Annotated in this window: 22 protein-coding genes; 15 read left to right on the top strand and 7 right to left on the bottom strand. The window is 41.6% G+C overall.

The annotated features are described in order from the left end of the window. Positions 1-35: 35 nt before the first annotated feature. Positions 36-536, bottom strand: a complete 501-nt coding sequence (locus CWC04_RS18345) for a M48 metallopeptidase family protein (protein ID WP_138686105.1) — start codon at positions 534-536, stop codon at positions 36-38. A 13-nt stretch (positions 537-549) separates the two neighbouring features. Beyond that, on the bottom strand, positions 550-1,398 hold the full coding sequence (locus CWC04_RS18340; RefSeq protein ID WP_138686104.1) for a DUF72 domain-containing protein: 849 nt from the start codon (positions 1,396-1,398) through the stop codon (positions 550-552). Positions 1,399-1,960: 562 nt separating this feature from the next. Between CWC04_RS18340 and aspS the strand changes: the two genes are divergently transcribed. The 3 genes from aspS to CWC04_RS18320 all read left to right on the top strand — a co-directional run bounded on the left by aspS (position 1,961) and on the right by CWC04_RS18320 (position 4,785). After that, positions 1,961-3,739: an aspartate--tRNA ligase gene (gene aspS, locus CWC04_RS18330; protein ID WP_029772588.1), complete on the top strand. Its 1,779-nt coding sequence runs from the start codon at positions 1,961-1,963 to the stop codon at positions 3,737-3,739. A 189-nt stretch (positions 3,740-3,928) separates the two neighbouring features. After that, the gene (locus CWC04_RS18325; protein WP_024033669.1) at positions 3,929-4,159 is read left to right on the top strand and encodes a hypothetical protein; all 231 of its coding nucleotides are present in this window, start codon (positions 3,929-3,931) and stop codon (positions 4,157-4,159) included. Between the two features lie 29 nt (positions 4,160-4,188). Then, a complete protein-coding gene (locus CWC04_RS18320) occupies positions 4,189-4,785 on the top strand; it encodes a pentapeptide repeat-containing protein (RefSeq protein ID WP_138686103.1) in 597 nt (198 codons plus the stop codon). Positions 4,786-4,875: 90 nt separating this feature from the next. Here CWC04_RS18320 and CWC04_RS18315 read toward each other — a convergent pair whose 3' ends face one another. Then, complete coding sequence (locus CWC04_RS18315) at positions 4,876-5,199, bottom strand: hypothetical protein (protein ID WP_004588950.1); 324 nt, start codon at positions 5,197-5,199, stop codon at positions 4,876-4,878. Positions 5,200-5,324: 125 nt separating this feature from the next. On the opposite strand from CWC04_RS18315, the gene CWC04_RS18310 reads away from it, so the two are divergent. Further along, positions 5,325-6,068 carry an alpha/beta hydrolase gene (locus CWC04_RS18310; protein WP_138686102.1) on the top strand — a complete coding sequence of 248 codons (744 nt, stop codon included), beginning with the start codon at positions 5,325-5,327 and terminating at the stop codon, positions 6,066-6,068. Positions 6,069-6,398: 330 nt separating this feature from the next. Here the strand turns inward: CWC04_RS18310 and CWC04_RS18305 are convergent, their stop codons facing one another. Next, positions 6,399-7,601 (bottom strand): bifunctional alpha/beta hydrolase/OsmC family protein, encoded by a 1,203-nt coding sequence (locus CWC04_RS18305; protein WP_024033663.1) that lies wholly within the window; start codon positions 7,599-7,601, stop codon positions 6,399-6,401. A gap of 267 nt (positions 7,602-7,868) precedes the next feature. Here CWC04_RS18305 and CWC04_RS18300 point away from each other — a divergent pair, with 267 nt between their 5' ends. Together CWC04_RS18300 and CWC04_RS18295 are read left to right on the top strand one after the other, a co-directional pair. After that, positions 7,869-8,708, top strand: a complete 840-nt coding sequence (locus CWC04_RS18300; RefSeq protein WP_004589526.1) for an isopenicillin N synthase family dioxygenase — start codon at positions 7,869-7,871, stop codon at positions 8,706-8,708. A gap of 292 nt (positions 8,709-9,000) precedes the next feature. Then, positions 9,001-10,392, top strand: coding sequence for a DEAD/DEAH box helicase (locus tag CWC04_RS18295; protein ID WP_138686101.1), 1,392 nt, complete (start codon positions 9,001-9,003; stop codon positions 10,390-10,392). Between the two features lie 102 nt (positions 10,393-10,494). On the opposite strand, the gene CWC04_RS18290 is transcribed toward CWC04_RS18295, so the two are convergent. After that, on the bottom strand, positions 10,495-11,238 hold the full coding sequence (locus CWC04_RS18290; RefSeq protein WP_138686100.1) for a DUF3307 domain-containing protein: 744 nt from the start codon (positions 11,236-11,238) through the stop codon (positions 10,495-10,497). Next, a complete protein-coding gene (locus tag CWC04_RS18285) occupies positions 11,238-11,861 on the bottom strand; it encodes a hypothetical protein (protein WP_138686099.1) in 624 nt (207 codons plus the stop codon). The genes CWC04_RS18290 and CWC04_RS18285 overlap by 1 nt, the downstream gene beginning before the upstream one ends. A gap of 166 nt (positions 11,862-12,027) precedes the next feature. Here CWC04_RS18285 and CWC04_RS18280 point away from each other — a divergent pair, with 166 nt between their 5' ends. The 8 genes from CWC04_RS18280 (at position 12,028) to CWC04_RS18245 (ending at position 19,344) form a co-directional block, all read left to right on the top strand. Continuing rightward, the gene (locus CWC04_RS18280) at positions 12,028-12,531 is read left to right on the top strand and encodes a LabA-like NYN domain-containing protein (RefSeq protein ID WP_138686098.1); all 504 of its coding nucleotides are present in this window, start codon (positions 12,028-12,030) and stop codon (positions 12,529-12,531) included. 152 nt (positions 12,532-12,683) lie between these two features. Next, positions 12,684-13,607 carry an NAD(+) diphosphatase gene (nudC, locus tag CWC04_RS18275; protein ID WP_029771750.1) on the top strand — a complete coding sequence of 308 codons (924 nt, stop codon included), beginning with the start codon at positions 12,684-12,686 and terminating at the stop codon, positions 13,605-13,607. 9 nt (positions 13,608-13,616) lie between these two features. After that, entirely contained in the window at positions 13,617-14,798 is a 1,182-nt protein-coding gene (locus tag CWC04_RS18270) for a cystathionine beta-lyase (RefSeq protein ID WP_138686097.1), read from the top strand. Positions 14,799-14,962: 164 nt separating this feature from the next. Beyond that, positions 14,963-15,790, top strand: a complete 828-nt coding sequence (locus CWC04_RS18265) for an ABC transporter permease (protein WP_024033655.1) — start codon at positions 14,963-14,965, stop codon at positions 15,788-15,790. Then, on the top strand, positions 15,787-16,695 hold the full coding sequence (locus tag CWC04_RS18260; protein ID WP_138686096.1) for an ABC transporter ATP-binding protein: 909 nt from the start codon (positions 15,787-15,789) through the stop codon (positions 16,693-16,695). The genes CWC04_RS18265 and CWC04_RS18260 overlap by 4 nt, the downstream gene beginning before the upstream one ends. Next, on the top strand, positions 16,695-17,069 hold the full coding sequence (locus tag CWC04_RS18255; RefSeq protein ID WP_138686095.1) for a PH domain-containing protein: 375 nt from the start codon (positions 16,695-16,697) through the stop codon (positions 17,067-17,069). Before CWC04_RS18260 ends, CWC04_RS18255 begins: the two co-directional genes overlap by 1 nt. Before the next feature lie 199 nt (positions 17,070-17,268). Continuing rightward, positions 17,269-18,063 carry a putative porin gene (locus CWC04_RS18250; protein ID WP_004589517.1) on the top strand — a complete coding sequence of 265 codons (795 nt, stop codon included), beginning with the start codon at positions 17,269-17,271 and terminating at the stop codon, positions 18,061-18,063. Between the two features lie 477 nt (positions 18,064-18,540). Next, positions 18,541-19,344, top strand: coding sequence for a putative porin (locus CWC04_RS18245; RefSeq protein WP_138686094.1), 804 nt, complete (start codon positions 18,541-18,543; stop codon positions 19,342-19,344). Positions 19,345-19,431: 87 nt separating this feature from the next. Here CWC04_RS18245 and CWC04_RS18240 read toward each other — a convergent pair whose 3' ends face one another. Next, positions 19,432-21,279, bottom strand: a complete 1,848-nt coding sequence (locus CWC04_RS18240) for a M2 family metallopeptidase (RefSeq protein WP_138686093.1) — start codon at positions 21,277-21,279, stop codon at positions 19,432-19,434. Positions 21,280-21,446: 167 nt separating this feature from the next. Here CWC04_RS18240 and CWC04_RS18235 point away from each other — a divergent pair, with 167 nt between their 5' ends. Further along, the gene (locus tag CWC04_RS18235) at positions 21,447-23,723 is read left to right on the top strand and encodes an acyl-CoA dehydrogenase (RefSeq protein WP_138686092.1); all 2,277 of its coding nucleotides are present in this window, start codon (positions 21,447-21,449) and stop codon (positions 23,721-23,723) included. Positions 23,724-23,767: the final 44 nt, after the last annotated feature.

Here is a 23,767-nt window from a genome sequence, read left to right as displayed (position 1 = left end):
CGTTATTTTCACTCAGTTAAACAACGGTAAAACCCCTATTTTAAATAAGGATTCTCTCCCATCGCCACCACCACACAAAAAATCCGTAAATCTAACTCTAACTGATGGTATTGCGGCTCCATGTGGCAGCACAGTTTATAAAAGCTTTTGTTGTGATCTTTTTCTTTAAAGTGGGCGAGTTCGTGTACGACTAGCGCTTTTAACAGTGGCTCGGGTGCGCGCAGTAAGTCACTGTTTATGGCTAAATCGTGCTTACGGGTTTTACCCTGCATGCGGTAGGTGTGAGTACCGAGTGCGTTGGTGACCATATCACCTTGTTTTTTAAATGCAGCGCGGCCAAACGGTGGGGCGTTTTTTAAATACTGCTTTTTTAAATCAGTGGCGTAGCTGTAAAGTAGTTTGTCGGTGGTGATGGTGTGCGCATGTGGGTATTTTTTAAGTAAGTAGTCACATACCTTATTGTTATTTATAAGGCTTAATACTTGCTCAATAATGTTAGCTGGGTAGCCGGTAAAGTAACGTGCGTATTCACTCATTTTTATTCTCTATTTAAAAAAGCGTTGGCTGGTGGGCTTCTTTTTCGCCGCTGAACGGGTTTAATACTGGGTGATTATACCCTAGGTCTTCACAAAACTGCCTAGCGAGTCGTGGAGATTCACGGTTATCGGCAGTATGAAAAAACACATACGGGGACTTCCCCTCATCAAGCCATTGTTTTACTTTACTGAGCCACGGTTTATAAAAGGGTTTATAGTCGTTTTGTAAATCGGCTATTACAAAGCGCGCCATCGGCTGTGAGCCAGTAGCTATTGCATGTACCGGTAAGTGGGGCTTTTTTTGTTGTGCATCTATTAAAGCCTCGGTGGTGGGCTTTACTGCAAAAAGCGCACGGGTATCCATAGAAATACGGTTTATATTATTTGCCATTAATAGCTGATTAAGGGCAATTTCGGCCTCACCTTTTTTAAAAAAATCACTATGTCGTACTTCTACGCCGTAATTTAGCTCTTTGGGGAGCAAGCTAATAAATTGCGTTAATTTAGGTAAATCGCTTGGACCAAACGCTTTGGGTAATTGCAGCATTATTTGCCCTGTTTTTTCAAGTATTGGGGCAAATAACGTAAGCCAGTCATTAAGCTCTGCCTGAACATTACTAAGCGCAAGCTCGTGGCTAAAGCGACGATGAAACTTAAACGTAAATTTAAAGTCCTCGGGTACGCTTTGAGCCCAGCGTAAAACAGTGCTTGGCGCTGGGTCTGCGTAAAAGCTGGTATTGCCTTCTACTGAGTTAAAATGCTGGGCATATTGGCTTAGCATATCGGCATTTTTACATTGGCGGGTAAATAAGTTGCCTTTCCAGGCGCTGCTCGACCACTGAGGGCATCCAATATATAACATAAAAAGGGTGGCTTAATGACTTCGTGGCGTAAGTGTACCAAATACATACGGTGCTTGCTGCTAATTAACATTACAAAGCTAAACACACGCCCTAGGGCGTGTTGATCTTTGTAGATTGAAATTTGTTCAATCTAGGGGCGATTAAATCGCGGCGCGAGGTTTGTAACCTAGTGGGCTAAGTAAAAATCGAGCAAAGCTTCCGCGTCCTGCTCACGCCCCTTACCTACATCCATGTAGGCAACAAAGAGTTAATCGTCCCTAGAAAGAACCCAAAGGGCAGCGCATGTTTGGCATTTATGCTGCGTTATCGCCTTTTTATGGGGAATAACCACACTACATAGACTCTGCCTTGCCTAAAAGCCAAACATACTGCTGCAAATTCAACCACCAACGTTCAACACGCCCTAGCATCTTGATACTACTTGGGTATAATGCAGGGCTTAATTTGATTATTTTTAGATTGCTAGCGGCTTTATTTGTATTGTGGTGACCAGTTTTTTAAATCACACGCCTTAAAACAAATAAATATAACCGTTTAAGCCTTTTATCTGACAGGAAAACTATGCGCTCTATATATTGCGGACAGCTAAATAAAACTCACGTAGATCAAGAAGTTGAACTATGTGGCTGGATCAACAAACGACGTGACCTTGGTGGACTTATCTTTGTCGATTTACGCGATAGAGAAGGGTTAGTACAAGTTGTATTCGATCCAGAGGTTGAAGGACTAATGGATAACGCTAACAAACTTCGCCAAGAGTTTTGTGTGCAGTTAAAAGGTGTTGTACGTGCGCGCCCAGAAAGCCAAGTAAATAAAGACATGGCAACAGGCGAAGTAGAAATTTTAGGTACTGAGCTAACTATTATTAACCGCTCTGAGCCGCTTCCGCTTGATTTTAATCAAACCAATTCTGAAGAGCGCCGCTTAAAGTACCGCTACTTAGATTTACGTCGCCTTGAAATGAGCGACCGTATTAAACTGCGCGCTAAAGCAAGCAGCTTTGTTCGTCGCTTTTTAGATGACAATGGCTTTTTAGACATTGAAACACCTGTACTTACAAAAGCAACACCAGAAGGTGCACGCGATTACTTAGTACCAAGCCGTGTTCATAAAGGCAGCTTTTACGCATTACCACAGTCGCCACAGTTGTTTAAGCAATTGTTGATGATGTCGGGTTTTGACCGTTACTACCAAATTGTTAAATGTTTCCGTGACGAAGATTTACGTGCCGATCGCCAACCTGAATTTACCCAAATAGATTTAGAAACCTCGTTCATGAGCTCTGATCAAGTACGTGGTATGACTGAAAAAATGATCCGTGAAATGTGGCAATCATTATTAAACGTTGATTTAGGCGATTTCCCAATTATGCCTTACAGCGAAGCAATGAGCCTTTACGGTTCTGATAAGCCAGACTTACGTAACCCAATGAAGCTTGTTGATGTAGCTGATTTAGTAAAAGACGTAGAGTTTAACGTATTTTCAGGCCCAGCTAACGACGAAAAAGGCCGCGTTGCTGTATTAACAGTACCGGGTGGCGCTAAGCTTTCGCGTAAGCAACTTGACGATTACACTAAATTTATTGGCATTTACGGCGCTAAAGGTATGGCGTGGATGAAAGTAAACGACCGCGATGCAGGCGCGGAAGGCGTTCAATCTCCAGTGGCTAAGTTTTTAAACGAAGAGGTAATTACCCAGTTACTTGAGCGTACTAACGCACAAACGGGCGACATTATTTTATTTGGTGCCGATAAACGCAACGTTGTAAACGAAGCAATGGGCGCGCTTCGCTTGAAGATTGGTGTTGATTTAGAAATCACTAACCTTGATAGCTGGGCGCCACTTTGGGTTGTTGACTTCCCAATGTTTGAAGAAGATGACGAAGGCACGTTACATGCTGTGCATCACCCATTCACAGCACCAAAAGATATTAGCGCAGAAGAGCTTGAAGCAAACCCTGCCGCGGCTATTTCAGATGCTTACGACATGGTATTAAACGGCTACGAAGTAGGTGGCGGTTCGGTACGTATTCATAATGCTGATATGCAAGAAGCAGCATTTAGAATTTTAGGTATTGATGCGCAAGAGCAACAAGACAAGTTTGGCTTCTTACTTGATGCCCTTAAATACGGCACACCACCACATGCTGGTTTAGCCTTTGGTCTTGACCGTTTAGTTATGCTTTTATGTGGTACCGATAACATTCGTGACGTTATTGCGTTCCCTAAAACCACTCAAGCATCGTGCTTATTAACCGATGCACCTAGCAAAGCTAATAGCGACTCGTTAACTGAGCTTGCAATCAGTGTGGTAGAAAAAGCAATTCCTAGCGAAGAGTAATACCGCGCGCAACAAATGCGCTTAGCTAGATTTAAAAACCCTTAGGAGTATGCCTAGGGGTTTTTTTATGGTTAAATTTAAACCAGTTCATACCAATCGTGTTAAGTTATTAGTCTATTTAGCACGCTAGAGTAGTTAATTATTTAAGTTGCTTGGTATCAAATATTATTCAATAGAGAGGGAGTTCTTATGTCGTTTAATCTCACATTATTTGGTGAATTTTTAGCTTTTTTTATTTTGTTTTGCATTCCAATTTTTGCGCTTATTAGCTACAAAATAGGTAAACGCAAAAGCACCATGCCGGGCGTTTTAGCTTTTGTGGGCGGATGCTTAGCGGTATTTCCGCTCTTTGGCTTAATTTTTATCGCCTTATTAGCGCTTAAACAAGACTTGCCAAAAACCAGCCCTTATGCCCATTAAACAACCCTAAATACGGACACGTAGTTACAGTGCCAATTTCTAATAATAGCTATTATTGCGATCAGCAATTTAGTGCCTTACAGCTAGCAAAACACACACTCGAAAACACAGAATTTGAAGCATGTACGTTTATAAATTGCGACTTATCTCAGGGGCAATTTAAAACGTGTCGATTTATAGAGTGCAGCTTTGAGCATTGCAATTTATCGAGCATAGAATGGGGATACAGCTCGCTTGAAAGTGTAAGCTTTAGCCATTGTAAGTTAAACAGCGTGCAATGGAGCAATGCTGATTGGGGAGCGCTAAGTATAAATGCGCCGGTGAGCTTTAATAGCTGTGAACTTAGTAACAGCTCTTTTTATGAATTAACTTTAAAATCACTAAAATTAATACACTGCTTTGCAAAAAATGTTGATTTTAGACATGCCAATTTAAAGCAAAGTACATTTACAGGAAGTAATTTTCGCGATAGTGAGTTTTTTCAAACCACTTTAACTGAGTGTGACTTTGTAGGGGCTACAGAATTTAATATAGATTTAAACAGTAATACGTTAGCGGGTGCTAAGTTTGAGCGCTTTGAAGCCCTTAATTTACTTACAAGCCTTAATATTGAGCTTTGCGATTAATATGTGAGGAGCGTTTAGAAGCTGCATATTGCAAGCCTCTAAACAATGAATAACCTTTAATAAGATTAAACAGTGGCCTGTAGCTTGGTATTAACAGCTAGGGCCATTTTTATTACGTGCGTTTGCCAATGTGCGGGCAATTTCAAGCAGTGCAGGGGTGATGTCATCAGCGCCGTCTTTAATTAATTTGGTTACATCGCCTGATGAATATAAGCTATCGCGCGGCGACTTAATACCAAGTTCGCGGACAAAGTCTTTTGTTTTACCTGTGCTGCCTGTTTCAATAAATTTAAAAATAATACGCTCGTTGTTACTTTTTGGCTCGGCCTGTAACACGGCAATTTCTTCTTTATAGGCTTCTATTCGACTTTGCAAAATGTCGATACGTTGTTCAATAGTGCTGTATGATTTCATGGGGTACTTTTCTAAATTAACTAAAAATAATACCCGTATTATCGCATACATTAGCAATGGCGCGCGCTAACCTTTATAGTAAAAGTTATTTTTATTTAAAAACAATAATTTATATAAGTTAAAACATGCATAAAACAATAAAAAAGTTACTAACATTAAGTGCATTTAGCCTAAGCGCGAGTTTAATATCACCATTAAGCTTTGCTAATGACGATGTAATAGTGGATCAAAGCCGCAATCGCACCATCCCTATAAATATCACATACCCCAATGAGAGTAATCAATGCAGCGTACACGCAAAGTGCCCTGTAGCATTTGTAAATGCAGGCTACGGTATTAGCCACAATGACTACACGTTTGCGAGTAAGCTATTTAATGCACAGGGTTATTTAAGCATTGCAGTCGCGCATGAGCTAAAAACCGACCCTGCGCTTAATCACATACAGCCTTATTTAACCACCCGCATGGAAAACTGGCACCGCGGTGTGGTTACCCTTAAATTTTTAGTTAATCAACTAAGTGCTCAATACCCTGAGTATAACTTTTCTAAGCTTACGTTATTAGGCCACTCTAACGGCGGCGATATATCTGCTTTATATGCTTCAATTTACCCAAATGAAGTAAGTCAAATAATTACCCTCGATCACCGCCGCATGCTGATCCCACGTAATAAAAACATACGCGTGCTTACACTGCGTGGTAGTGATTACCCAGCCGATGCGAATGTTTTATTAAATGAAACAGAGCTAAAAAACTTCCCTGTTAGCCAAGTAATAATTGAAAAATCGCGCCATAACGATATGTACGACGGCGGACCAAAATGGCTGGTGGATAGAATGAGTAAAGAAATGCAGGCGTTTTTAAATTAACAAAAATTTGTAGAGCTTTATTTCAGGGCCTGTTGACCTTTCAGGGTTATAATTTGTTCAATCTAGGGGCCATTAAATCACGGCGCGAGGTTTGTAACCTAGTGGGCTAAGTAAAAACCGAGTAACAAAGAGTAAATGGCCCCTAGGCAGAACCCTTTGGGCAGCGCCTGTTTGGCATTTATACGTCGTTATCGCCTATTTATGGGGAACAACTACAGTACATAGGCTCTGCCTTGCCTAAATACCAAACAGACTGCTGCAAATTCAACCTCGAAAGGTAAACAGGCCCTAGTAAATAGCGCAGCCACAGCTGCGCTATTTTTGTTTTAGTTACTCAACTAATTCACTTACTACAATTGGGCTGTTATGCAAGGTCTTATGCACAGGGCATTTGTCGGCTATTTCGAGCAGGCGTTGGCGCTGTGCTTCGGTTAAGTCGCCGCGTAGGGTAATTTTACGGGTAATGGCCTCTAGGTTTTGGGTGCATTCGCCGTTGTCGCAATCTTTGTAATAGTCGCGGGTGTGTTCAAGTTCTACTTTTATATGATCAAGCGGCAGCTTTTTTAAGGTTGCATACATACGCAGTGTCATTGAGGTACACGCGCCTAGGCCTGCGAGTATATGGTCGTAAGGATCGGGGCCTAAATTACTGCCACCTACTTTTAATGGCTCATCGGCAAGCCATGTATGATCTTTAGTACTTACGTGCTGAGTAAATATATGATCTTTTTCTTCAACCAGTACTTTGCCGTTTTCTAATTTTGCGCTGTAGTTGCTTTGCTCATATTTAACGTAGCGGTTTGCCCAATTAGCAATAAGCGTAGCAGCGTACTCGGCATCGTTTTTATTACTTAGTAAGTGGTCGGCGTTATCGAGGCTAATAAAGCTTTTTGGGTGTTTGGCTGATGCGTAAATTTTCTCGGCTTCTGAAATATTAACCGTGGCATCAACAGGGGAGTGCATAACTAAAAGTGCGCGCTTTAATTTGCCTATATGGCTACGGTCGTACTTTGCTATGTCCTCTACAAATTGTTTTTTTATGGTAAATTCGCGTCCAGCTAAGCTAACTTTAGCTTCACCTGCGGCGTTTATTTCGTCTAAATGGGCTTCAAAGTTATGTGCAACGTGTTGCGCATCTGAAGGAGCGCCAATTGTTGTAATAGCCGATACCTCAGGAATATGCTCTGCAGCAGCCAGTACGGCAGCGCCGCCTAAGCTGTGGCCAATTAATAACTGCGGCGCATCAAAGTGCGTACGCAGGTGATCGGCTGCGGCCACTAAATCTTGAATATTTGATGAGAAGTTACTGTTTGCAAAGTCGCCGTCGCTATTGCCAAGGCCGGTAAAGTCAAAGCGCAGTACGGCAATACCCTGTTGGGTAAGGGCGCGGCTTATGCGCGTAGCGGCAGCAATATCTTTACCACAGGTAAAGCAGTGTGCAAATAAAGCATAAAACTTTACATCGCCGGCTGGGCGTTCAAGCTGGCCTGCAAGTTCTAAATCGCCGCTTTTAAAAGATACTTTTTGTCGCATAGAAGAGCCTTAGTGTTTCATTAAAATACGTTACAATAATAGATAAGATATAAGCACTAACTAGTGTAATTTCAATGTTTATTATGCTTTGATCTTGATCAAGTAAACTGTTTACTATTTCATCGTGAGGACATTTGTCCTTATGTTTTTTGGGTGGTTTGTCTATCCTCGCACAGCGCTATAATGAAGGTTTTGCTACTTTATATTGGCTAATTAGCTATATTTTAAAGCAGCTCACTTCTAACAACCTATTCACTGGAACGTACAATGCAATTACCTACTGTTGATTATAAAGCTCCCGATGCGGCTGCTCACTTTGTTGAATCGTTAAGAAACACCGGTTTTGGTGTATTAAAAAATCACCCAATCCCGCAATCTTTAGTTGAGTCTATTTACGAAAAATGGCAAGACTTTTTTAATTCAGAGCAAAAGCACGACTTTTTATTTTCTAAAGAAACGCAAGACGGCTATTTCCCGCCTTCTGTATCTGAGGTAGCTAAAGGCTTTACAGTAAAAGACATTAAAGAGTACTTTCATGTTTACCCTAAAGGTCGCGTGCCTGCAGAGCTTGAAGCCGACGTGCGTGAGTACTACCGCTTAGCTAACGAATTTGCAGCAACGCTTTTAAGCTGGGTTCAAGCAGAGGCACCAGCCGATGTACGTGCTAAGTTTTCTATCGATTTAAAAGACATGATTGCTGATTCTGAGCAAACATTGTTACGTATTTTACATTACCCGCCAATGACAGGTGATGAAGAGCCAGGTGCAATTCGCGCTGCAGCACATGGTGACATTAACTTATTAACTGTATTACCTGCATCGAACGAGCCAGGCCTGCAAGTTCAAAAAACAGATGGCGGTTGGTTAGATGTGCCATGTGACTTTGGTAGCTTAATTATTAATATTGGTGACATGCTACAAGAAGCGTCGGGCGGGTACTTCCCATCGACTATTCACCGTGTAATTAACCCAACGGGTAAAGCGTCGACTAAGTCGCGTATTTCTTTACCGCTGTTTTTACACCCACGTCCTGATGTTGTGCTTTCTGAGCGCTACACTGCAGACAGCTACCTACAAGAGCGTTTACGCGAGCTAGGTGTTAAATAATAGTTGCTTTTTAAACAGCATCTATTCAGAAGCGGCTTTTTAGCCGCTTTTGTTGTTTTACATAGCCCATTGGGTTATGTCCCCCGCACAGCGATTTAATCGCCCTTAGGTAGTACATATTTTAATTCACAAAAACGTGCCTGCTTTAATGCCATAGTGCTGTTTTGTATTGCTATTCGCTATTTTTGCGCTGAGTGCTTATTTGGCAAAGTGAATATTTCCATGCATTTCTAAGTTAGTTGCGTATAATGCGCCCTTGGCCGGTTTGGCCTTTTTTTTATTGAGAGATTTTATGAGTTTTGATGGTTTAGGTTTATCACAGTCTTTAGTTAACGCGGTTTTAGAAAAGGGCTATGAAACGCCAACGCCTATTCAGGCTCAAGCAATTCCTGCAATTATTGAACGTCGCGATGTGATGGCGGCTGCACAAACAGGCACAGGTAAAACCGCTGGTTTTACGTTACCGCTAATTGAGCTGCTATCTAAAGGCAGTAAAGCAAAAAGTAACCACGTACGTGCCCTTATTTTAGCGCCTACGCGTGAGCTGGCTTTGCAGGTAAGCGAAAACGTTGAAGAATACGCAAAGCACTCTGATGTAAGTTCGTTTGTAGTGTACGGCGGCGTAAAAATAAACCCACAAATGCAGCGCCTTCGTAAAGGGGTTGATATTTTAGTGGCCACGCCTGGGCGTTTAATCGATTTACATAATCAAAACGCGGTTAAGTTTGATAATGTTGAAGTGCTGGTACTTGATGAAGCCGACCGCATGCTTGATATGGGCTTTATTCACGACATTAAACGCCTGATTGCTAAAATGCCGCCTAAGCGCCAAAACTTAATGTTTTCGGCAACGTTTTCAGATGATATTCGAGCATTAGCAAAAGGGTTAATTAACGACCCTGTTGAAATATCAGTTGCGGCAAAAAACACCACTGCTAAAAGTGTAACGCAAAGTGTTTACGCTGTTGATAAATCGCGTAAAACCGCATTACTTAGCCATTTAATTCGTAGCAACGATTGGCAACAAGTATTAGTGTTTAGCCGTACCAAGCACGGTGCAAACCGTTTAGTTAAACAGCTTGAGCGCGACGACATAGTAGGCGCCGCTATTCATGGTAATAAATCACAAGGCGCTCGTGTTAAAGCATTAGATGGTTTTAAAAGCGGTGAAGTACGCGTACTTGTAGCGACTGATATTGTGGCACGTGGCCTTGATATTGTTGAGCTTCCGCATGTGGTTAACTACGACTTACCAAACGTATACGAAGATTACGTTCACCGTATTGGCCGTACAGGCCGTGCTGGTGCATCAGGGCATGCTATTTCGTTTGTAACAGCTGATGACGCCGCTGATTTATACGGTATTGAACGTTTTATTGGTGAGCTAATCCCTCGCGCTGAAGAGCCTGGATTTGAACCAACTAGCCCAGTGCCTGAGCGCGCATTAGATGCTCGTCCAATTAAACCTAAAAAGCCTAAAAAAGCAAAACAGCCGTTTAACAAACCTAAGTCTGATAAGCCGAACAGCAAAAAACCAAACAATGGGGGAAGCGGTACCGGCCCTCGTCGTGGTGGCTCTAAAAAACCAGCAGTCAAAACTGATGACAACGCACAAAGCCCATGGGCAAAGCGCCAATCGGTAGGTGGTAATGGCCAGCGCCGTCGTCGCCCAAATAACGATTAATTATTATTAAAGATTGTATTGGCCTTTAATTAAACGCAAATACAAAAAACGCGCTACCTTTTTAATAGAAGCAGCGCGTTTTTTATTATCTGAAATTTACACTTACCTAATCAACGAATTAACGCCTAAACCTACAAACAAGGTGACGCTAACGCTTAGTAAGGTGCCAAGCATAACGTACTCGGTGAGCTTTTTATCTTTACTGGCACTTAAATCGCCAAACCTAAATACCGACTTGGCAGCTAGCAAAAAGCCAAGCCCCGCAAATTGATCAAGTAATATAAAGCTCAGCATAAGTACTCGCTCTATCATGCCAATGCTTTGTCCGGCCAACGGTAAGCTGCCCTCACTTGAAAAGTTAGCGGTGAGCTTTTCAAGCATCATTCTTATAAATACGGCACTTGGGCTTAATATAATTAAATATCCGCATACAACCCAAAGCACTTTAGGATTTGTGGCAAGTGCGCTTACGTACGCGATTAAACTTTGGTTATCAGTTATATAAATACACAGCGCTATTATTACGGCTATATGCGCGATTTGGTCGAGTAAAAAGGGCACAACCCCTTTATTTGAATACGACTTAGCAATATCTATTAGGTAGTGGCTAAGCATAATTGCAGCGGTTGAAAGTAACACGGTGCTTAGTTGTTGCCAGCCATAGCTATATTCCCAAAGCGCTAAAATAACGGCGCTAACCACACCGTGTACTAATACATGCAGGTAGAGCTTTTTAGCTTTAAAGTGGTGGGTGTTTCTATCGTTTACCCAGCTCATTGGTTGTAAAAAAAAGTCACTGACTAGATGGCCTATAATTAATGCCGCTAATAATAACGAAAACCCCATTACTCACTTCCTTTTGCAATCGTTGTTATGACCTGTTTAGCGTGTACTATAAATCGCTCTATAAGCTGATAATTTGCTAAGTTAAGCAATTTAGTGACATTTTCGCGACTGGTGTTAAGCTCTTTTGCCAGTGCTGCATGGCTGTTATCGGCCTGGGTCAAATACACGTAAAGCGCATTGGCTTGTTTTTGCGTTATTTTGCTAAGCAAGGTATCGACAAAGGCAAGGTTAAGGCTAAAACTTTCATCTAGGGTGTGCTTTGCTACCTGTAAGGTAAAGCGTTGGTTGGCTATTTTATCAAGGCCTTGCCCTGAGAGCACAAAGGCCGAGCCGGTGGCTGTTTTTATATCGCTGCGTGGGTTGTCTACCTCACCTAAGGCCATACTTTGGCGTAGCTCGTAACCTGCCGACTTTAAATGCAAATAAATGATAATAGCGGTTTTAATTAACTGCTCGCTTTGATTTATTTGTAACTGAAAAGCATCACCTCGGTATATGGTCCACAGGGATGTTTTATCACTAATTGCACGCAAACTTTGCTCTAGCTGATAAAGCATGGCATCGTATTGCTGCTTAGGTATTTTTTGCGATTTAATTATATCGCCGCTGATCACACCAATCATAAAAATCCAAAAAGTAACTTAATGCAGTTACATAGAATCAGGTAACCAAATTTGGTTACCTTTAATTAAGTAACCAATTTAGGTTACTTAAAACAAAATTGCAAGGTTCACTCGTTAATGGCGTTTTATTTCAGCTGCGCTGAGCTGTGAGCACTTAAGGAAACAAATGACTTTACAAAACGATCAGCAAATCAGTAAGCCACGTGTCGGTATTTTTGTTGATGTACAAAACATTTATTACACGTGCCGCGAAAGTTACCGGAAAAACTTTGATTACAATGCATTTTGGGCGCACATGAAGCAGCAGTATTCTATAGATTGTGCATTTGCGTATGCCATTCACCGCGGTGATGAAAAACAAAACCAGTTTCAAAATATTTTGCGTGCTATTGGCTTTGAAGTAAAACTAAAGCCGTTTATTCAGCGCCGCGACGGCAGCGCAAAAGGGGATTGGGATGTAGGCATAACGATAGATATGCTAGAGCAAGGCAAAAACCTCGATAAAGTTATTTTGCTCTCTGGTGATGGCGACTTTGCGTTATTGCTAGGGTATTTAAAAAATCAATACAATGTACCGTGCGATGTTTACGGCGCCGATAAGTTAACCGCAGAGGTGCTTAAGCAAAGTGCAGAACAGTTTCATTTAATTGATGATAGCTTACTACTCTAAAGCATAAAATATAGCGGCTAAGTGCCTGCAACATGAGAGTTTTTAATAAAGAGCCTATATAGCTAATATAGGCTTTTTTTATTGCTGTAATAAATTGGGTTTACTCAGCGGTTATGGTAATTTTACGCCATATCATGTTATTGAGGACTCACATGCTTTATTACAGCGACATGCCATTAGACCGCGGGTCTAATTTTCGTAAAAACGCGGCGTGGTTAAACGCACAAATGTCGGCACAAAGTAAGTGGCTTTTGGTGAATAATAACCACACTTTGTTTTATAAAGACGCAGCTCAAGTGTGCTACTTAACGTATCAGCAAATTGCCCATTTAGATTTATCAAACGCTATTTATTTAGGCTCAAATACCGAGCAACAGGGTGTGTTTGCGTTAGATGTTTCAGCCATACACGATGACGAACTCAAGTGCGTTATAGGCGACGCACAGTTTTTTGATATACGCCAATATGGCCCTCACGTTGATATACAAGATGGCTCTATCGCCGCACTTGCCCGTGGCTTATGTTATTGGCATGCAACGCATAGTTTTTGTGGGCGTTGTGGCAGTAAAAATACATTAGTAGAGGCAGGGCATTCACGCCTATGTGAAAACGAGCACTGCAAGCACCCTACATTTCCACGCACTGACCCTGCAGTAATTATGGTGGTTACTAAAGTATTTGAAGATGGAATAGAGCGTTGTTTATTGGGTCGCCAAGCAATATGGCAACAAGGTATGTATTCGTCATTGGCAGGCTTTGTAGACCCAGGTGAAACACTAGAGCAAGCTGTAGCGCGCGAAGTTAAAGAAGAAGCAGGCATTGACGTTGATAATGTACGTTATATTGCCTCGCAACCTTGGCCATTTCCTTCTTCTATTATGTTGGGTTTTATTGCTCAGGCTAAAACTGAGCAAATAAACGTAGATAAAGACGAATTAGACGATGCCAAATGGTTTACGCGCGAAGAAGTTAAGGCGTTTGGCAATATGGGCGATGAAGGCGATCATTATAAACTCCCTCGGGTCGATTCAATTTCGCGTTTTTTAATTGAACAATGGCTTTCAAATAAGGCTTAAGGATTGGTAATGTCGACAAGCAAAAATAAAAATACCCAGTTAGTATCAACGGGGCGTAAAAAAGCCTACACCCATGGTGTGGTAAATCCCGTAGTACAGCGCGCTTCTACAATTGTATTTGACAGCGTGGCCGAATTAAAAGAAGCCGCTAAAACCCGCGGAGATAAAACATTATTTTATGGCCGCCGTGGCACAACTACACATTTTGCCTTGCAAGAGGCGATTACCGAGCTTGAAGGCGGCGAAGGCTGCGCACTTTACCCATGCGGCGCTGCGGCAATAAGCCAAGCGTTATTGTCGTTTGTAAAGGCGGGCGATCATATTTTAATGGTTGATAACGTGTATGAACCTACGCGTGATTTTTGCGATAAAATTTTAGCGGGACTAGGTGTTACCACCACTTATTACCCACCCACGATTGGCGCAGGTATTGAGGCGTATATTCAGCCAAACACAAAAGTGCTGTTTTTAGAATCGCCTGGCTCTATAACCATGGAAATACAAGATGTACCTGCCATGGTTAAAGTAGCCAATGAGCATAATATTATGACCATGCTTGATAACACCTACGGCAATGGCTTGCATTACCGCCCACTTGAACACGGTGTAGATATTAGTATTCAAGCAGCAACTAAGTATATTGTTGGCCACTCTGATGTAATGATGGGTGTAGCAGTGGCAAATAAAAAGTACTGGCCAACCCTGCGTGAGCAGTCGTACTTATTAGGGCAATGCACCAGCGCAGATGATGCCTATTTAGCGCTTAGAGGCTTACGCACTATGGCAGTGCGTTTAAATCAGCACGAAAAGGCGGCTATAGAGGTGGCAAAATGGCTTGAGCAACATGAGTTAGTTGATCATATTCGCCATCCAGCATTTGAAAGCTGCCCTGGGCATGAATTTTTTAAGCGCGATTTTGATGGCAGCAATGGGTTGTTTTCATTTGTAATGAAAACCGGTAACCAAAAAGCCATTGATGCGTTTTTAGATAGCCTTGAGCACATTAAAATGGGCTTTTCGTGGGGCGGCTTTGAAAGTTTAGTTACCGCCAATTTGACCATGAAAGGTTTACGTTCGAACACTGGTTGGGATTTAGGCCCTGTTATTCGCTTGCATATTGGCCTTGAAGACATTGATGATTTAATTAATGACTTAAGCCAAGCACTTGAGGTATACCAACAGCATTTATAAAAATAGGCTAAATAAACAAAGTTTGGCCTGTTACATTTAAACGGTTTGTTACAAAGCTCACTTATGGTGAGCTTTTTTTTTGCTGGTAATTCAAGGTGTTTACACTTACTGTTGTTACATTACGCTTTATTTTAAAGCATGAGCAACGTCATTAAGGAAAGCCAATGGCAACATCATCATTAGTGAACATAGGGCGATTAACCCAAATAGCGGGTTTTGAGCTAGTACGTATGTTTTTAACCAAGCGCGGCTTAATTGCAATGGCCGCCTTTGCCCTTGTTTGGTTACTTATTTTACGCTACCCGATAGGCCAAGCCGTCAGCATTATTAGTGCCCCCAATTTTGAACAAATGGCACGCGATATTTCAGGCAGTATTGGTTTAAGTAAGTTGCTTGATTGGCCTGAGGCCGAATTTGCTATGTACTGGCTAATCGCTTTGTATAGCTTTCCGCTGTTTGCTATTTTTATATCAAGCGATCAAACCGTTGGCGATAGAGAGCGCGGCACATTACGGTTTTTATCATTGCGCTCTACACGGTTTGAAATTTTATTTGGCCGTTTTTTAGGTCAGCTTGGCGTGCTAGCGTGTTTATTAGCTATTACCCTAGTGGCAACCCTTGGTGTACTTGGTTACAGAGAGCCTAGCCTATTAATGGGTGGGTTAAGCCGTGCGGTTTCTATATTTATAATAATGGTGGTGGTTCTTAGCCCGTTTGTAGCATTAATGAGTTTGATTAACACGTTTGCTCGCTCGTCGCGTTTAGCGATTGTGTTAGCCATTTTATATTTTGCTGGTGGCGGCATTATTGTGGGTATATTGGCGTGGCAAGTGCCGGCTTTAAATGCGCTCGATTACCTTTTCCCAGGGGTTAATTCTGAGCTTTTAGCTGGGCAAAACCTACCTTTATTGAGTGCCTTAGGTGTGCCGCTTATTCAAAGTGCTGTATTTATAGCGATTGCGCATCGAATATTTACAAGGAGTTCGCTATGAGCGTATTAATAAAAGCCAGCGGCTTGAGTAAATCGTATGGCGCAAAGCAAGCACTTAACAACGTAAGCTTTGAAATTCAAAAAGGTGCACCGGTGGCGTTAGTGGGCCCAAATGGCGCCGGTAAAACCACATTATTTAGTCTATTGTGCGGCTATATTAACCCAAGCCACGGTGAGCTCAGTATTTTAGGGCATAAGCCTGGTAGTGCCGCGTTATTCAACCAAGTGAGTGCATTACCGCAAGATGCGCAGTTAGATCCGCGTTTTAATATAGATAAGCAACTGGCGTTTTATGGCAAGCTTCAAGGTATGGGCGCTAAACAAAGCCACAATGAAGCGCTGCGCGTACTTGATTTGGTAGGCTTAAAAGAAGTCGCTAAACAGCGTGCGGGCGATTTATCTCACGGTATGCGCAAACGGGTAACGATAGCGCAAGCGCTGATTGGCTCGCCGAAAATAGTGATGCTTGATGAAGCCACAGCAGGGCTTGACCCTATTCATGCCAGAGAGGTGCGAGAGCTGGTATCGAGCTTAAGCGATGAAGCCACCTTTATTTTGAGTTCGCACGATTTAACCGAACTTGAGCGATTATGCTCCCAAGTGCTCCACCTAGATAAGGGCATTTTGAGCGAGCACCAAACAAAAGACAACAATACGCATACTCACTTTTATACCTTAATGCTCAACGAGGCGTATCAAAATGTGGAGCAACAACTGCAGGCATTAGCAGGTGTAAGCCGTGTGTATATGAGCCAACATAAAGAATACGTGATTGAGTACCAGCCAACCGGTGAGCCACTTGATATTGCTTTATTAAACTTTTGCCATCAAAAAAACTGGCAATATAGGCAGTTAGTAAATGGTCACACCTTAGAAAATCAAATATTTACACAGGAGAAAGCATAATGGGACTACTCAGTGGTTTAATGGGAAATGCAAGCGAAGTAGATGATTCTGATTTAGAAAAAGTACTTGCCAATACCTTAATAGATGGCGAACAAGTAGAAAAAGCCTATAAGGTGATTCGCGATATGTTTATTTTTACTAATAAGCGTTTAATTTTAATTGATAAGCAAGGTATGACCGGCTCTAAAATGGAAATGATGAGTATTGCTTATTCTAAAATTACTAAGTTTAGTAAAGAAAGTGCAGGGCACTTTGATTTAGATGCCGAGCTTAAAATTTGGATTGGTTCAGACCCAACGCCTATTAGTAAAGAGTTTAAATCGGGCGATAATATTAACGAGGTTTATCGTGTAATAAGTAAGCATGCGCTTTAGTTTGCTGAACATGTTTTAAGTAGTTGTTGACTATATGTTGCAACTACTTTAAATTTACAGTTTCTTACACCTACTTACAATTAACTTAATAAATACAACTGCTTAATTAAGTTTTCATTCAGTTTCTCAGCGTTAGCATGTCCCCACTTTAGTCAATGAGCTAAAGCATAAAAAGCAATGCACAAAGGGAAGTCTTACAATGAAAAAATTAGCAGTTATTATTTCAAGCATTTTATTATCTAGCACTGCGGCTGCTGCAGACAGCTACAATTCAATCAGTAATTTAAGCTACAAAGATAGCGATAACAACGACACCGTTGCTGTAGACTCTATTTATTACCTATCTCCTAAAAAAACATTAGGTCCGTACGATCAGTTTGAGTACATTAATAAACAAACTAACGTTTACGGCGGTTATGCTGATGACGACTTTGGCGATGTTACTAATATTGGTGGCGAATACTTTATTAATGAATTCGTTGTTGGCGCATCTTACGAAAACCTTGACCCAGATTCGGGCTCTAACGGTGAGCTTTACAAGCTAACTGGTGGCTACTTCTTTAACCCTGATTTATTAGCAAAAGTAACGCTTGTTGAAAACAAAGACGGCGATGACTTTGCTTTGTTTGATTTAGCATACAACCACATGCTAAACAGCACAGACTACGTAGGTGTAACACTTACATCTGATGACGACTTTGATTACCGCGCTGTTGCAGCTAAGTACTTTATTGACTTACAGCAAGGTAACTTTTTAACGTTTGAAGGTAAATACGAGAGCATTGAAGATGCAGAAAACCAGTGGGTAGCAGAAACTAACTACTACTTCTCAAAAGCAACCTCGGTATTTGCTAACTACAACAAGCAAGATACATACAGCTTTGGTGCTCAGCACTTCATCAATAAAAACATTGGTCTTAAAGTAGGTTACGAGAACAATGCAGATGACTCTGATAACGATGCATACTTTGCAAACATGCGTTTTCAGTTTTAATTAAGCCCTGTACTTAATTAAAAGCATAAAAAGCCCGCTACTGTAGCGGGCTTTGTTGTTTTTAACTTAAATTAACAGTGGTAAAAGTTTTACCAGGTGCAATTACGGTCTTTGTTTTGCTCATCTAAATAGCTTCTTTTAAATTAAAAATAATAATTTTTTTGAAAAATGAGAAAAATATAATGAGGGATAGTTATATTGATGAGGTTTATCGAATAGTTAAGTTGTATTCAATTTAGCTACAGTTTGTACCTTATTTGTTACTTTTGAAGTTTAAATGCTGAGATATAATTCTACTGTAGATTTAAGGTGTGCTTTATATTTACATTTGTACGTAATGATTAACAATTTAAGTGGTTGATATTGTGTTTAATTTGCTTACCCATTCATTTTTTGTTCATTATTTGTTGTTAGGATGCGGCCCGACTTTGGCTACACGGCCCAAGCATAGAAAATAACATTTATAGGGAATTTAAAATGAAAAAATTAGCCGTTATCATTTCGAGCATTTTATTATCAAGCGCTGCATCTACTGCAATGGCAGCCGATACTTACCAATCTATCAGCCATGTAGGATACATGGACATTGATGGAGATGACACGGTAAGTGTAGACTCAACTTATTACTTTTCTCCAAAAGCGACGTTAGGTCCTTATGATCAATTTGAGTACATCAATAAGCAAACAAATGTTTATGGTGCATACAGTGATAATGATTTTTTAGATATTACTAGCGTTGGCGGTGAGTATTTTGTAGAAGATTTCGTATTAGGTGCGCAGTACAATAATTTCGACAGTGATTTTGGCTCAAGCACGGATGTAATTGAACTTTCAGCAGGCTACTTCTTTAATCCAAACCTTGTATTAAAAGCAACGTTTGTTGATGTTGAAGATGCTGACAATCAGTTTGTGTTTGACTTAGCATATAACCACGAATTAAACAGCACTGATTATATCGGCTTTACTGTAACAGCAGATGACGAGTTTGATTACCGTACAGTAGCAGCTAAGTACTTTGTTGATTTACAGCAAGGTAACTACTTAACTGTTGAAGGTAAATTTGAAGATGTTGATGGCGGTTCTAGTAGCTGGGAATTAGCATCTAACTACTACTTCAGTAAAGCAACATCGGTGTTTGTTACAGTTAACAAGAACGATGACTACGCTTTTGGTGCTCAACACTTTTTCAATAACACTGTTGGTTTAGAAGCAGGTTACGGTAATAACTGGGATGATTCTGATTACGATGCTTACTTTGCAAATGTAAGCTTACAGTTCTAATTTAACTAAAATTTAGTTACTGAACAAAAAGCCCGCTACTGTAGCGGGCTTTGTTATTTTTAACTTAAATTAACAGTGGTAAAAGTTTTACCAGCCGCAATTACGGTCTTTGTTCTGCTCATCTAAATAGCGTTGCAGCGGTGCAAAGTAATCAAGCATAGCGGTTGCATCCATTTGCGGCTTGCCAGTAATGGTTTCAAGGGCTTCTTGCCATGGACGAGAAGAGCCCATTTCCAGCATTGCGTTTAGCTTATCCCCTGCTTCTTTTGAATTATAAATAGAGCAGCGGTGAATGGCTTTATCGTTACCGGCTATTTCACATAAGCTACGGTGAAATTCAAACTGTAAAATATGCGCTAAAAAGTAACGTGTATAAGGGGTGTTGCCCGGTACGTGGTATTTAGCACCTGGATCAAAGTCATCTTCGCTACGTGCAATAGGCGCTTTCACACCTTGGTATTTTTCACGTAGCTCCCACCACGCTTTATTATAATCTTGTGGCTTTACTTGGCCCGAAAATACCTGCCAGCGCCATTGATCAACCATTAAGCTAAAGGGCACAAAGGCGACTTTATCTAGCGCCATTTTCATTAGTAAGCCAATGTCTTTTGACTCATCAGGTACTTGCTCAAGTAAACCAATTTCTTTTAAGTAACCGGGTGTAACCGATAAAGCAATGGTGTCGCCAATGGCTTCGTGAAAACCATCGTTGGCACTTTCTTGATAAAATAAAGGCTGTTTATTATAAGCGCGCTGATAAAAATTGTGGCCTAGCTCATGGTGAATAACAGAAAATTCTTCGCCGGTGCGCTGAATACACATTTTAATGCGTAAGTCGTCTTTGCTATCTATATTCCAAGCAGAGGCATGACACTGCACGTCTCTGTCTTTTGGTTTTACAAATAACGAACGCTCGTAAAAGGTCTCTGGCAATGGCTCAAACCCCATTGAGGTAAAAAAGGTTTCAGCACCTTTAACCATTTTTAGCTCGTCGTAATTATTTTTAGCTAATAGCTCGGTAACATCGTAACCCGGATCGGCGTTTTCTGGCGCGACCACATTGTAAATGTTACCCCACGCTTGTGCCCACATGTTTCCTAATAAATGCGCAGGAATAGGTTCATCTTGGGCTACTTTGTCGGTGCCGTATTTATCGCCTAATTTAGCGCGTACATGGCAATGCAGTGAGTTATAAAGTGGCTTTACTTGCCCCCAAATGCGGTCAAGCTCGGTTGTAAAGTCATCGGCTGGCATATCGTACTTGCTGCGCCACATTGCGCCGGTATCAGCATAACCTAGCTCTTTAGCCCCTTCGTTTGTAAGAGTTACTTGCTGCTCGTAAAGTGGGCGCATTGGTTTTGAAATTTGACGCCACCCTTGCCATAAATCAAGTAGCTCGTTGTAATCACGGCTGGTGGCCATTTTTGCGGTCATATCACCTAGGCTTAAACAGCTGCCATCGTCTTTGCAGTATTTACCTTTACCGTATAAACCCCCAAGCTCTGCCACAATAGTTGAAAGTTGGGCTGTTTTTTCGGCGTCCTGAGGAGCGGGTAAAGTAAGCGCAAGTTTAAGTTTATTAAGCTTGCGGCGTGCATCGTAATCAAGCGCTAAGTCGTCAAATTGGGCTGCCTGATTGGCTAAACGTACGACCGACTCGGTCATTTTACGATTAACTTCGGCAGATAACGCCGAGGTGTCGTGTGTTATAAAGTTTGCGTAAATCCACTCAGCGCGGCTCGACTCTAGGTAAAGCTCACTTAGCTCTTGCTCGGCTTTGGCAATAAATGCATTGGCATCTTGTTTTGTAAGAGGCTTCTCGGTCTGTGCTGAATCGGTAGTGTCTATTGCTATTTCTGCTTCGCAGGCGGTTAGCGCTAATGTACTTGCGACTATGAGGGCGCTCATACTTAATTTAAAGCGTGGCGTGTTCATTGTATTCCTTTGGTTTATTGTTATTAAGAAAGTGATAATAGCAGCGATGTTTAAAACAATAAAATTAATACGTTAAGGCGTGTGGTGCATCGCGCAATGATTGTATTTAAACTAAGATGGGTCATAATTAAGTTACTATTTTCATTCAATGTAAAAGGAATGTGCTCATGTCAGTATTTATAATATTGCTGGTCGTGGTGGTGGTTATTTTTGCAGTCAAAGATATTCGCCTTAACCTGATCAGCCGTCCTACGTTTAAAATGTTTAAAAAGGTACTTCCGCCGCTCTCGCAAACTGAGCGAGAGGCAATGGAAGCCGGCGATGTATGGTGGGATGGTGAGCTATTTAGTGGTAATCCAGATTGGCAAAAACTGCATAACTTTCCAAGGCCTGAGCTTAGCGATAAAGAAAATGACTTTATGGATAATCAGGTGAACACGCTACTGGCGATGCTAGATGATTACCAAATTGTACAAAAAGACAAAGACCTACCAAAAGAAGTCTGGGATTACTTAAAAACAGAGGGCTTTTTTGCGCTGATCATTCCTGAAAAATTTGGTGGACGTGAGTTCTCTGCCATTGCTAATTCAACCATAGTGTCAAAAATTGCCACAAAAAGCTTAACTGCGGCGGTTACTGTTATGGTGCCTAATAGCTTAGGCCCAGGCGAGCTGTTACTGCATTATGGCACAAAAGAGCAACAAGACCGTTGGCTACCAAGCCTTGCAAGTGGTAAAGATGTGCCGTGTTTTGCACTTACCGGCCCAGAAGCAGGCTCTGATGCGGGCAGTATTCCCGACTCAGGCGTAGTGTGTAAAGGGCAGCATAATGGTGAAGAAGTTATAGGCCTGCGTTTAAATTGGTCTAAGCGTTATATTACGCTTGCGCCGGTGGCAACCGTACTTGGCCTTGCCTTTAAAATGTATGACCCAGATGGGTTATTAGGCGATGAAAAAGAGCTAGGTATTACCTGTGCGCTAATTCCTACTGATCATGAAGGGGTAGAAACGGGTGAGCGCCATTATCCATTAAACATGGCATTTATGAACGGAACTACCTACGGTAAAGATGTTTTTATTCCGCTAGATTGGATTATTGGCGGTGAGCAAGGCGCAGGACGAGGCTGGCGCATGTTGGTTGAGTGTTTAAGTGCTGGGCGCGGTATTTCTTTACCTGCACTAAGCACCGCAACAGGGCATTTAGCCTCTAAAATGACCTCTGCTTACTCTGTGGTACGCCAACAGTTTGGTGTATCAATTGGCCAATTTGAAGGTGTACAAGAAGCCTTAGCACGTATTGGCGGGTTAACGTATACGTTAGAGTCTGCGCGTTTAATGACTGCAGGCGCAATAGATTTAAAACTTAGCCCATCGGTTGTTACCGCCATTGCAAAATACCATATGACCGAAATGGGGCGTACGGTAATGAACGATGCAATGGACATTCACTCTGGTAAAGGTATTCAAGTTGGGCCTAATAACTATTTAGCCCATGGTTATATGGGGATCCCGGTATCGATTACTGTTGAAGGGGCAAACATTTTAACCCGTAACTTAATGATTTTTGGCCAAGGTGCCACGCGTTGTCATCCGCTTGTGTTAAAGGAAATGGAAGCTGCCGCAATGGAAGACGATGATGCAGCACTTGATCAATTTGATAGTTTATTGATGAAGCACATTTTATTTGCTGCCAGTAACGCCGGCATGGCTTTTGTGCATGGTCTTACGCGAAGCTGTTTGGCAAAAGCGCCCGTGTGCGGTGCAACCGCTGTGTATTACAAACAGCTAAGCAGAATGAGCCGAGGGCTTGCTTTTACTACAGATGTAGCCATGTTGGTACTTGGTGGCGAGCTAAAGCGTAAAGAGATGATTTCGGCGCGTTTAGGTGATGTGCTTAGCCATTTATATTTAGCGTCTACTGTATTAAAACGCTTTGAAGATGAAGGGCGCCAACAGGCTGATTTACCTTTTGTGAAATACGCTATTGAAAATTCTCTTTATGAGATAGGCCAAGCGTTTGATGGCTTTTTCAAAAACTTTTTAAATCCGGTGGTTAACTTTTTACTTAAACGCATTGTGTTTCCACTGGGGAATCACTATCACAAGCCAAGCGATGAAACAGCCCAAAGTATTTGCGAGCATATGACGCAACCAGGGGTGTTTAGAAACCGTTTAACGCACTTATGTTATGTAGATGAAAATGCGGGCACAGGCGTGATGGAAAATGCATTTTTAGCTATGCACGATATGCAAACACAGTTTAAAGAATTAAAACACTGGCAACGCAGTGGTAAGATCCCTGCAACACTCGACATAAAAGACGCAATAAATTACGCACTAGAGAATGAGCTCCTTGCGCAAGCCGATGCCGATGCAATGCACCATACCAATAAACTAAGAAAACAAGCAATTGCCGTTGATAACTTTAAACCCGGTGAATTATAACGGTTAAGATAAGCGCTAAACGTAAAAAGGCCTTACATATGTAA

The sequence above is a fragment of the Pseudoalteromonas sp. S2893 genome, from assembly GCF_005887105.1.
Lineage (GTDB): Bacteria > Pseudomonadota > Gammaproteobacteria > Enterobacterales > Alteromonadaceae > Pseudoalteromonas > Pseudoalteromonas atlantica.
This window is presented reverse-complemented; position numbering and strand designations above follow the sequence as displayed.

Coding starts and splice junctions, on each gene's coding strand:
- CWC04_RS18345 (WP_138686105.1), bottom strand. CDS start 536: ATGAGTGAATACGCACGTTACTTTACCGGCTACCCAGCTAACATTATT.
- CWC04_RS18340 (WP_138686104.1), bottom strand. CDS start 1,398: ATGTTATATATTGGATGCCCTCAGTGGTCGAGCAGCGCCTGGAAAGGC.
- aspS (WP_029772588.1), top strand. CDS start 1,961: ATGCGCTCTATATATTGCGGACAGCTAAATAAAACTCACGTAGATCAA.
- CWC04_RS18325 (WP_024033669.1), top strand. CDS start 3,929: ATGTCGTTTAATCTCACATTATTTGGTGAATTTTTAGCTTTTTTTATT.
- CWC04_RS18315 (WP_004588950.1), bottom strand. CDS start 5,199: ATGAAATCATACAGCACTATTGAACAACGTATCGACATTTTGCAAAGT.
- CWC04_RS18310 (WP_138686102.1), top strand. CDS start 5,325: ATGCATAAAACAATAAAAAAGTTACTAACATTAAGTGCATTTAGCCTA.
- CWC04_RS18305 (WP_024033663.1), bottom strand. CDS start 7,601: ATGCGACAAAAAGTATCTTTTAAAAGCGGCGATTTAGAACTTGCAGGC.
- CWC04_RS18300 (WP_004589526.1), top strand. CDS start 7,869: ATGCAATTACCTACTGTTGATTATAAAGCTCCCGATGCGGCTGCTCAC.
- CWC04_RS18295 (WP_138686101.1), top strand. CDS start 9,001: ATGAGTTTTGATGGTTTAGGTTTATCACAGTCTTTAGTTAACGCGGTT.
- CWC04_RS18290 (WP_138686100.1), bottom strand. CDS start 11,238: ATGGGGTTTTCGTTATTATTAGCGGCATTAATTATAGGCCATCTAGTC.
- CWC04_RS18285 (WP_138686099.1), bottom strand. CDS start 11,861: ATGATTGGTGTGATCAGCGGCGATATAATTAAATCGCAAAAAATACCT.
- CWC04_RS18280 (WP_138686098.1), top strand. CDS start 12,028: ATGACTTTACAAAACGATCAGCAAATCAGTAAGCCACGTGTCGGTATT.
- nudC (WP_029771750.1), top strand. CDS start 12,684: ATGCTTTATTACAGCGACATGCCATTAGACCGCGGGTCTAATTTTCGT.
- CWC04_RS18270 (WP_138686097.1), top strand. CDS start 13,617: ATGTCGACAAGCAAAAATAAAAATACCCAGTTAGTATCAACGGGGCGT.
- CWC04_RS18265 (WP_024033655.1), top strand. CDS start 14,963: ATGGCAACATCATCATTAGTGAACATAGGGCGATTAACCCAAATAGCG.
- CWC04_RS18260 (WP_138686096.1), top strand. CDS start 15,787: ATGAGCGTATTAATAAAAGCCAGCGGCTTGAGTAAATCGTATGGCGCA.
- CWC04_RS18255 (WP_138686095.1), top strand. CDS start 16,695: ATGGGACTACTCAGTGGTTTAATGGGAAATGCAAGCGAAGTAGATGAT.
- CWC04_RS18250 (WP_004589517.1), top strand. CDS start 17,269: ATGAAAAAATTAGCAGTTATTATTTCAAGCATTTTATTATCTAGCACT.
- CWC04_RS18245 (WP_138686094.1), top strand. CDS start 18,541: ATGAAAAAATTAGCCGTTATCATTTCGAGCATTTTATTATCAAGCGCT.
- CWC04_RS18240 (WP_138686093.1), bottom strand. CDS start 21,279: ATGAACACGCCACGCTTTAAATTAAGTATGAGCGCCCTCATAGTCGCA.
- CWC04_RS18235 (WP_138686092.1), top strand. CDS start 21,447: ATGTCAGTATTTATAATATTGCTGGTCGTGGTGGTGGTTATTTTTGCA.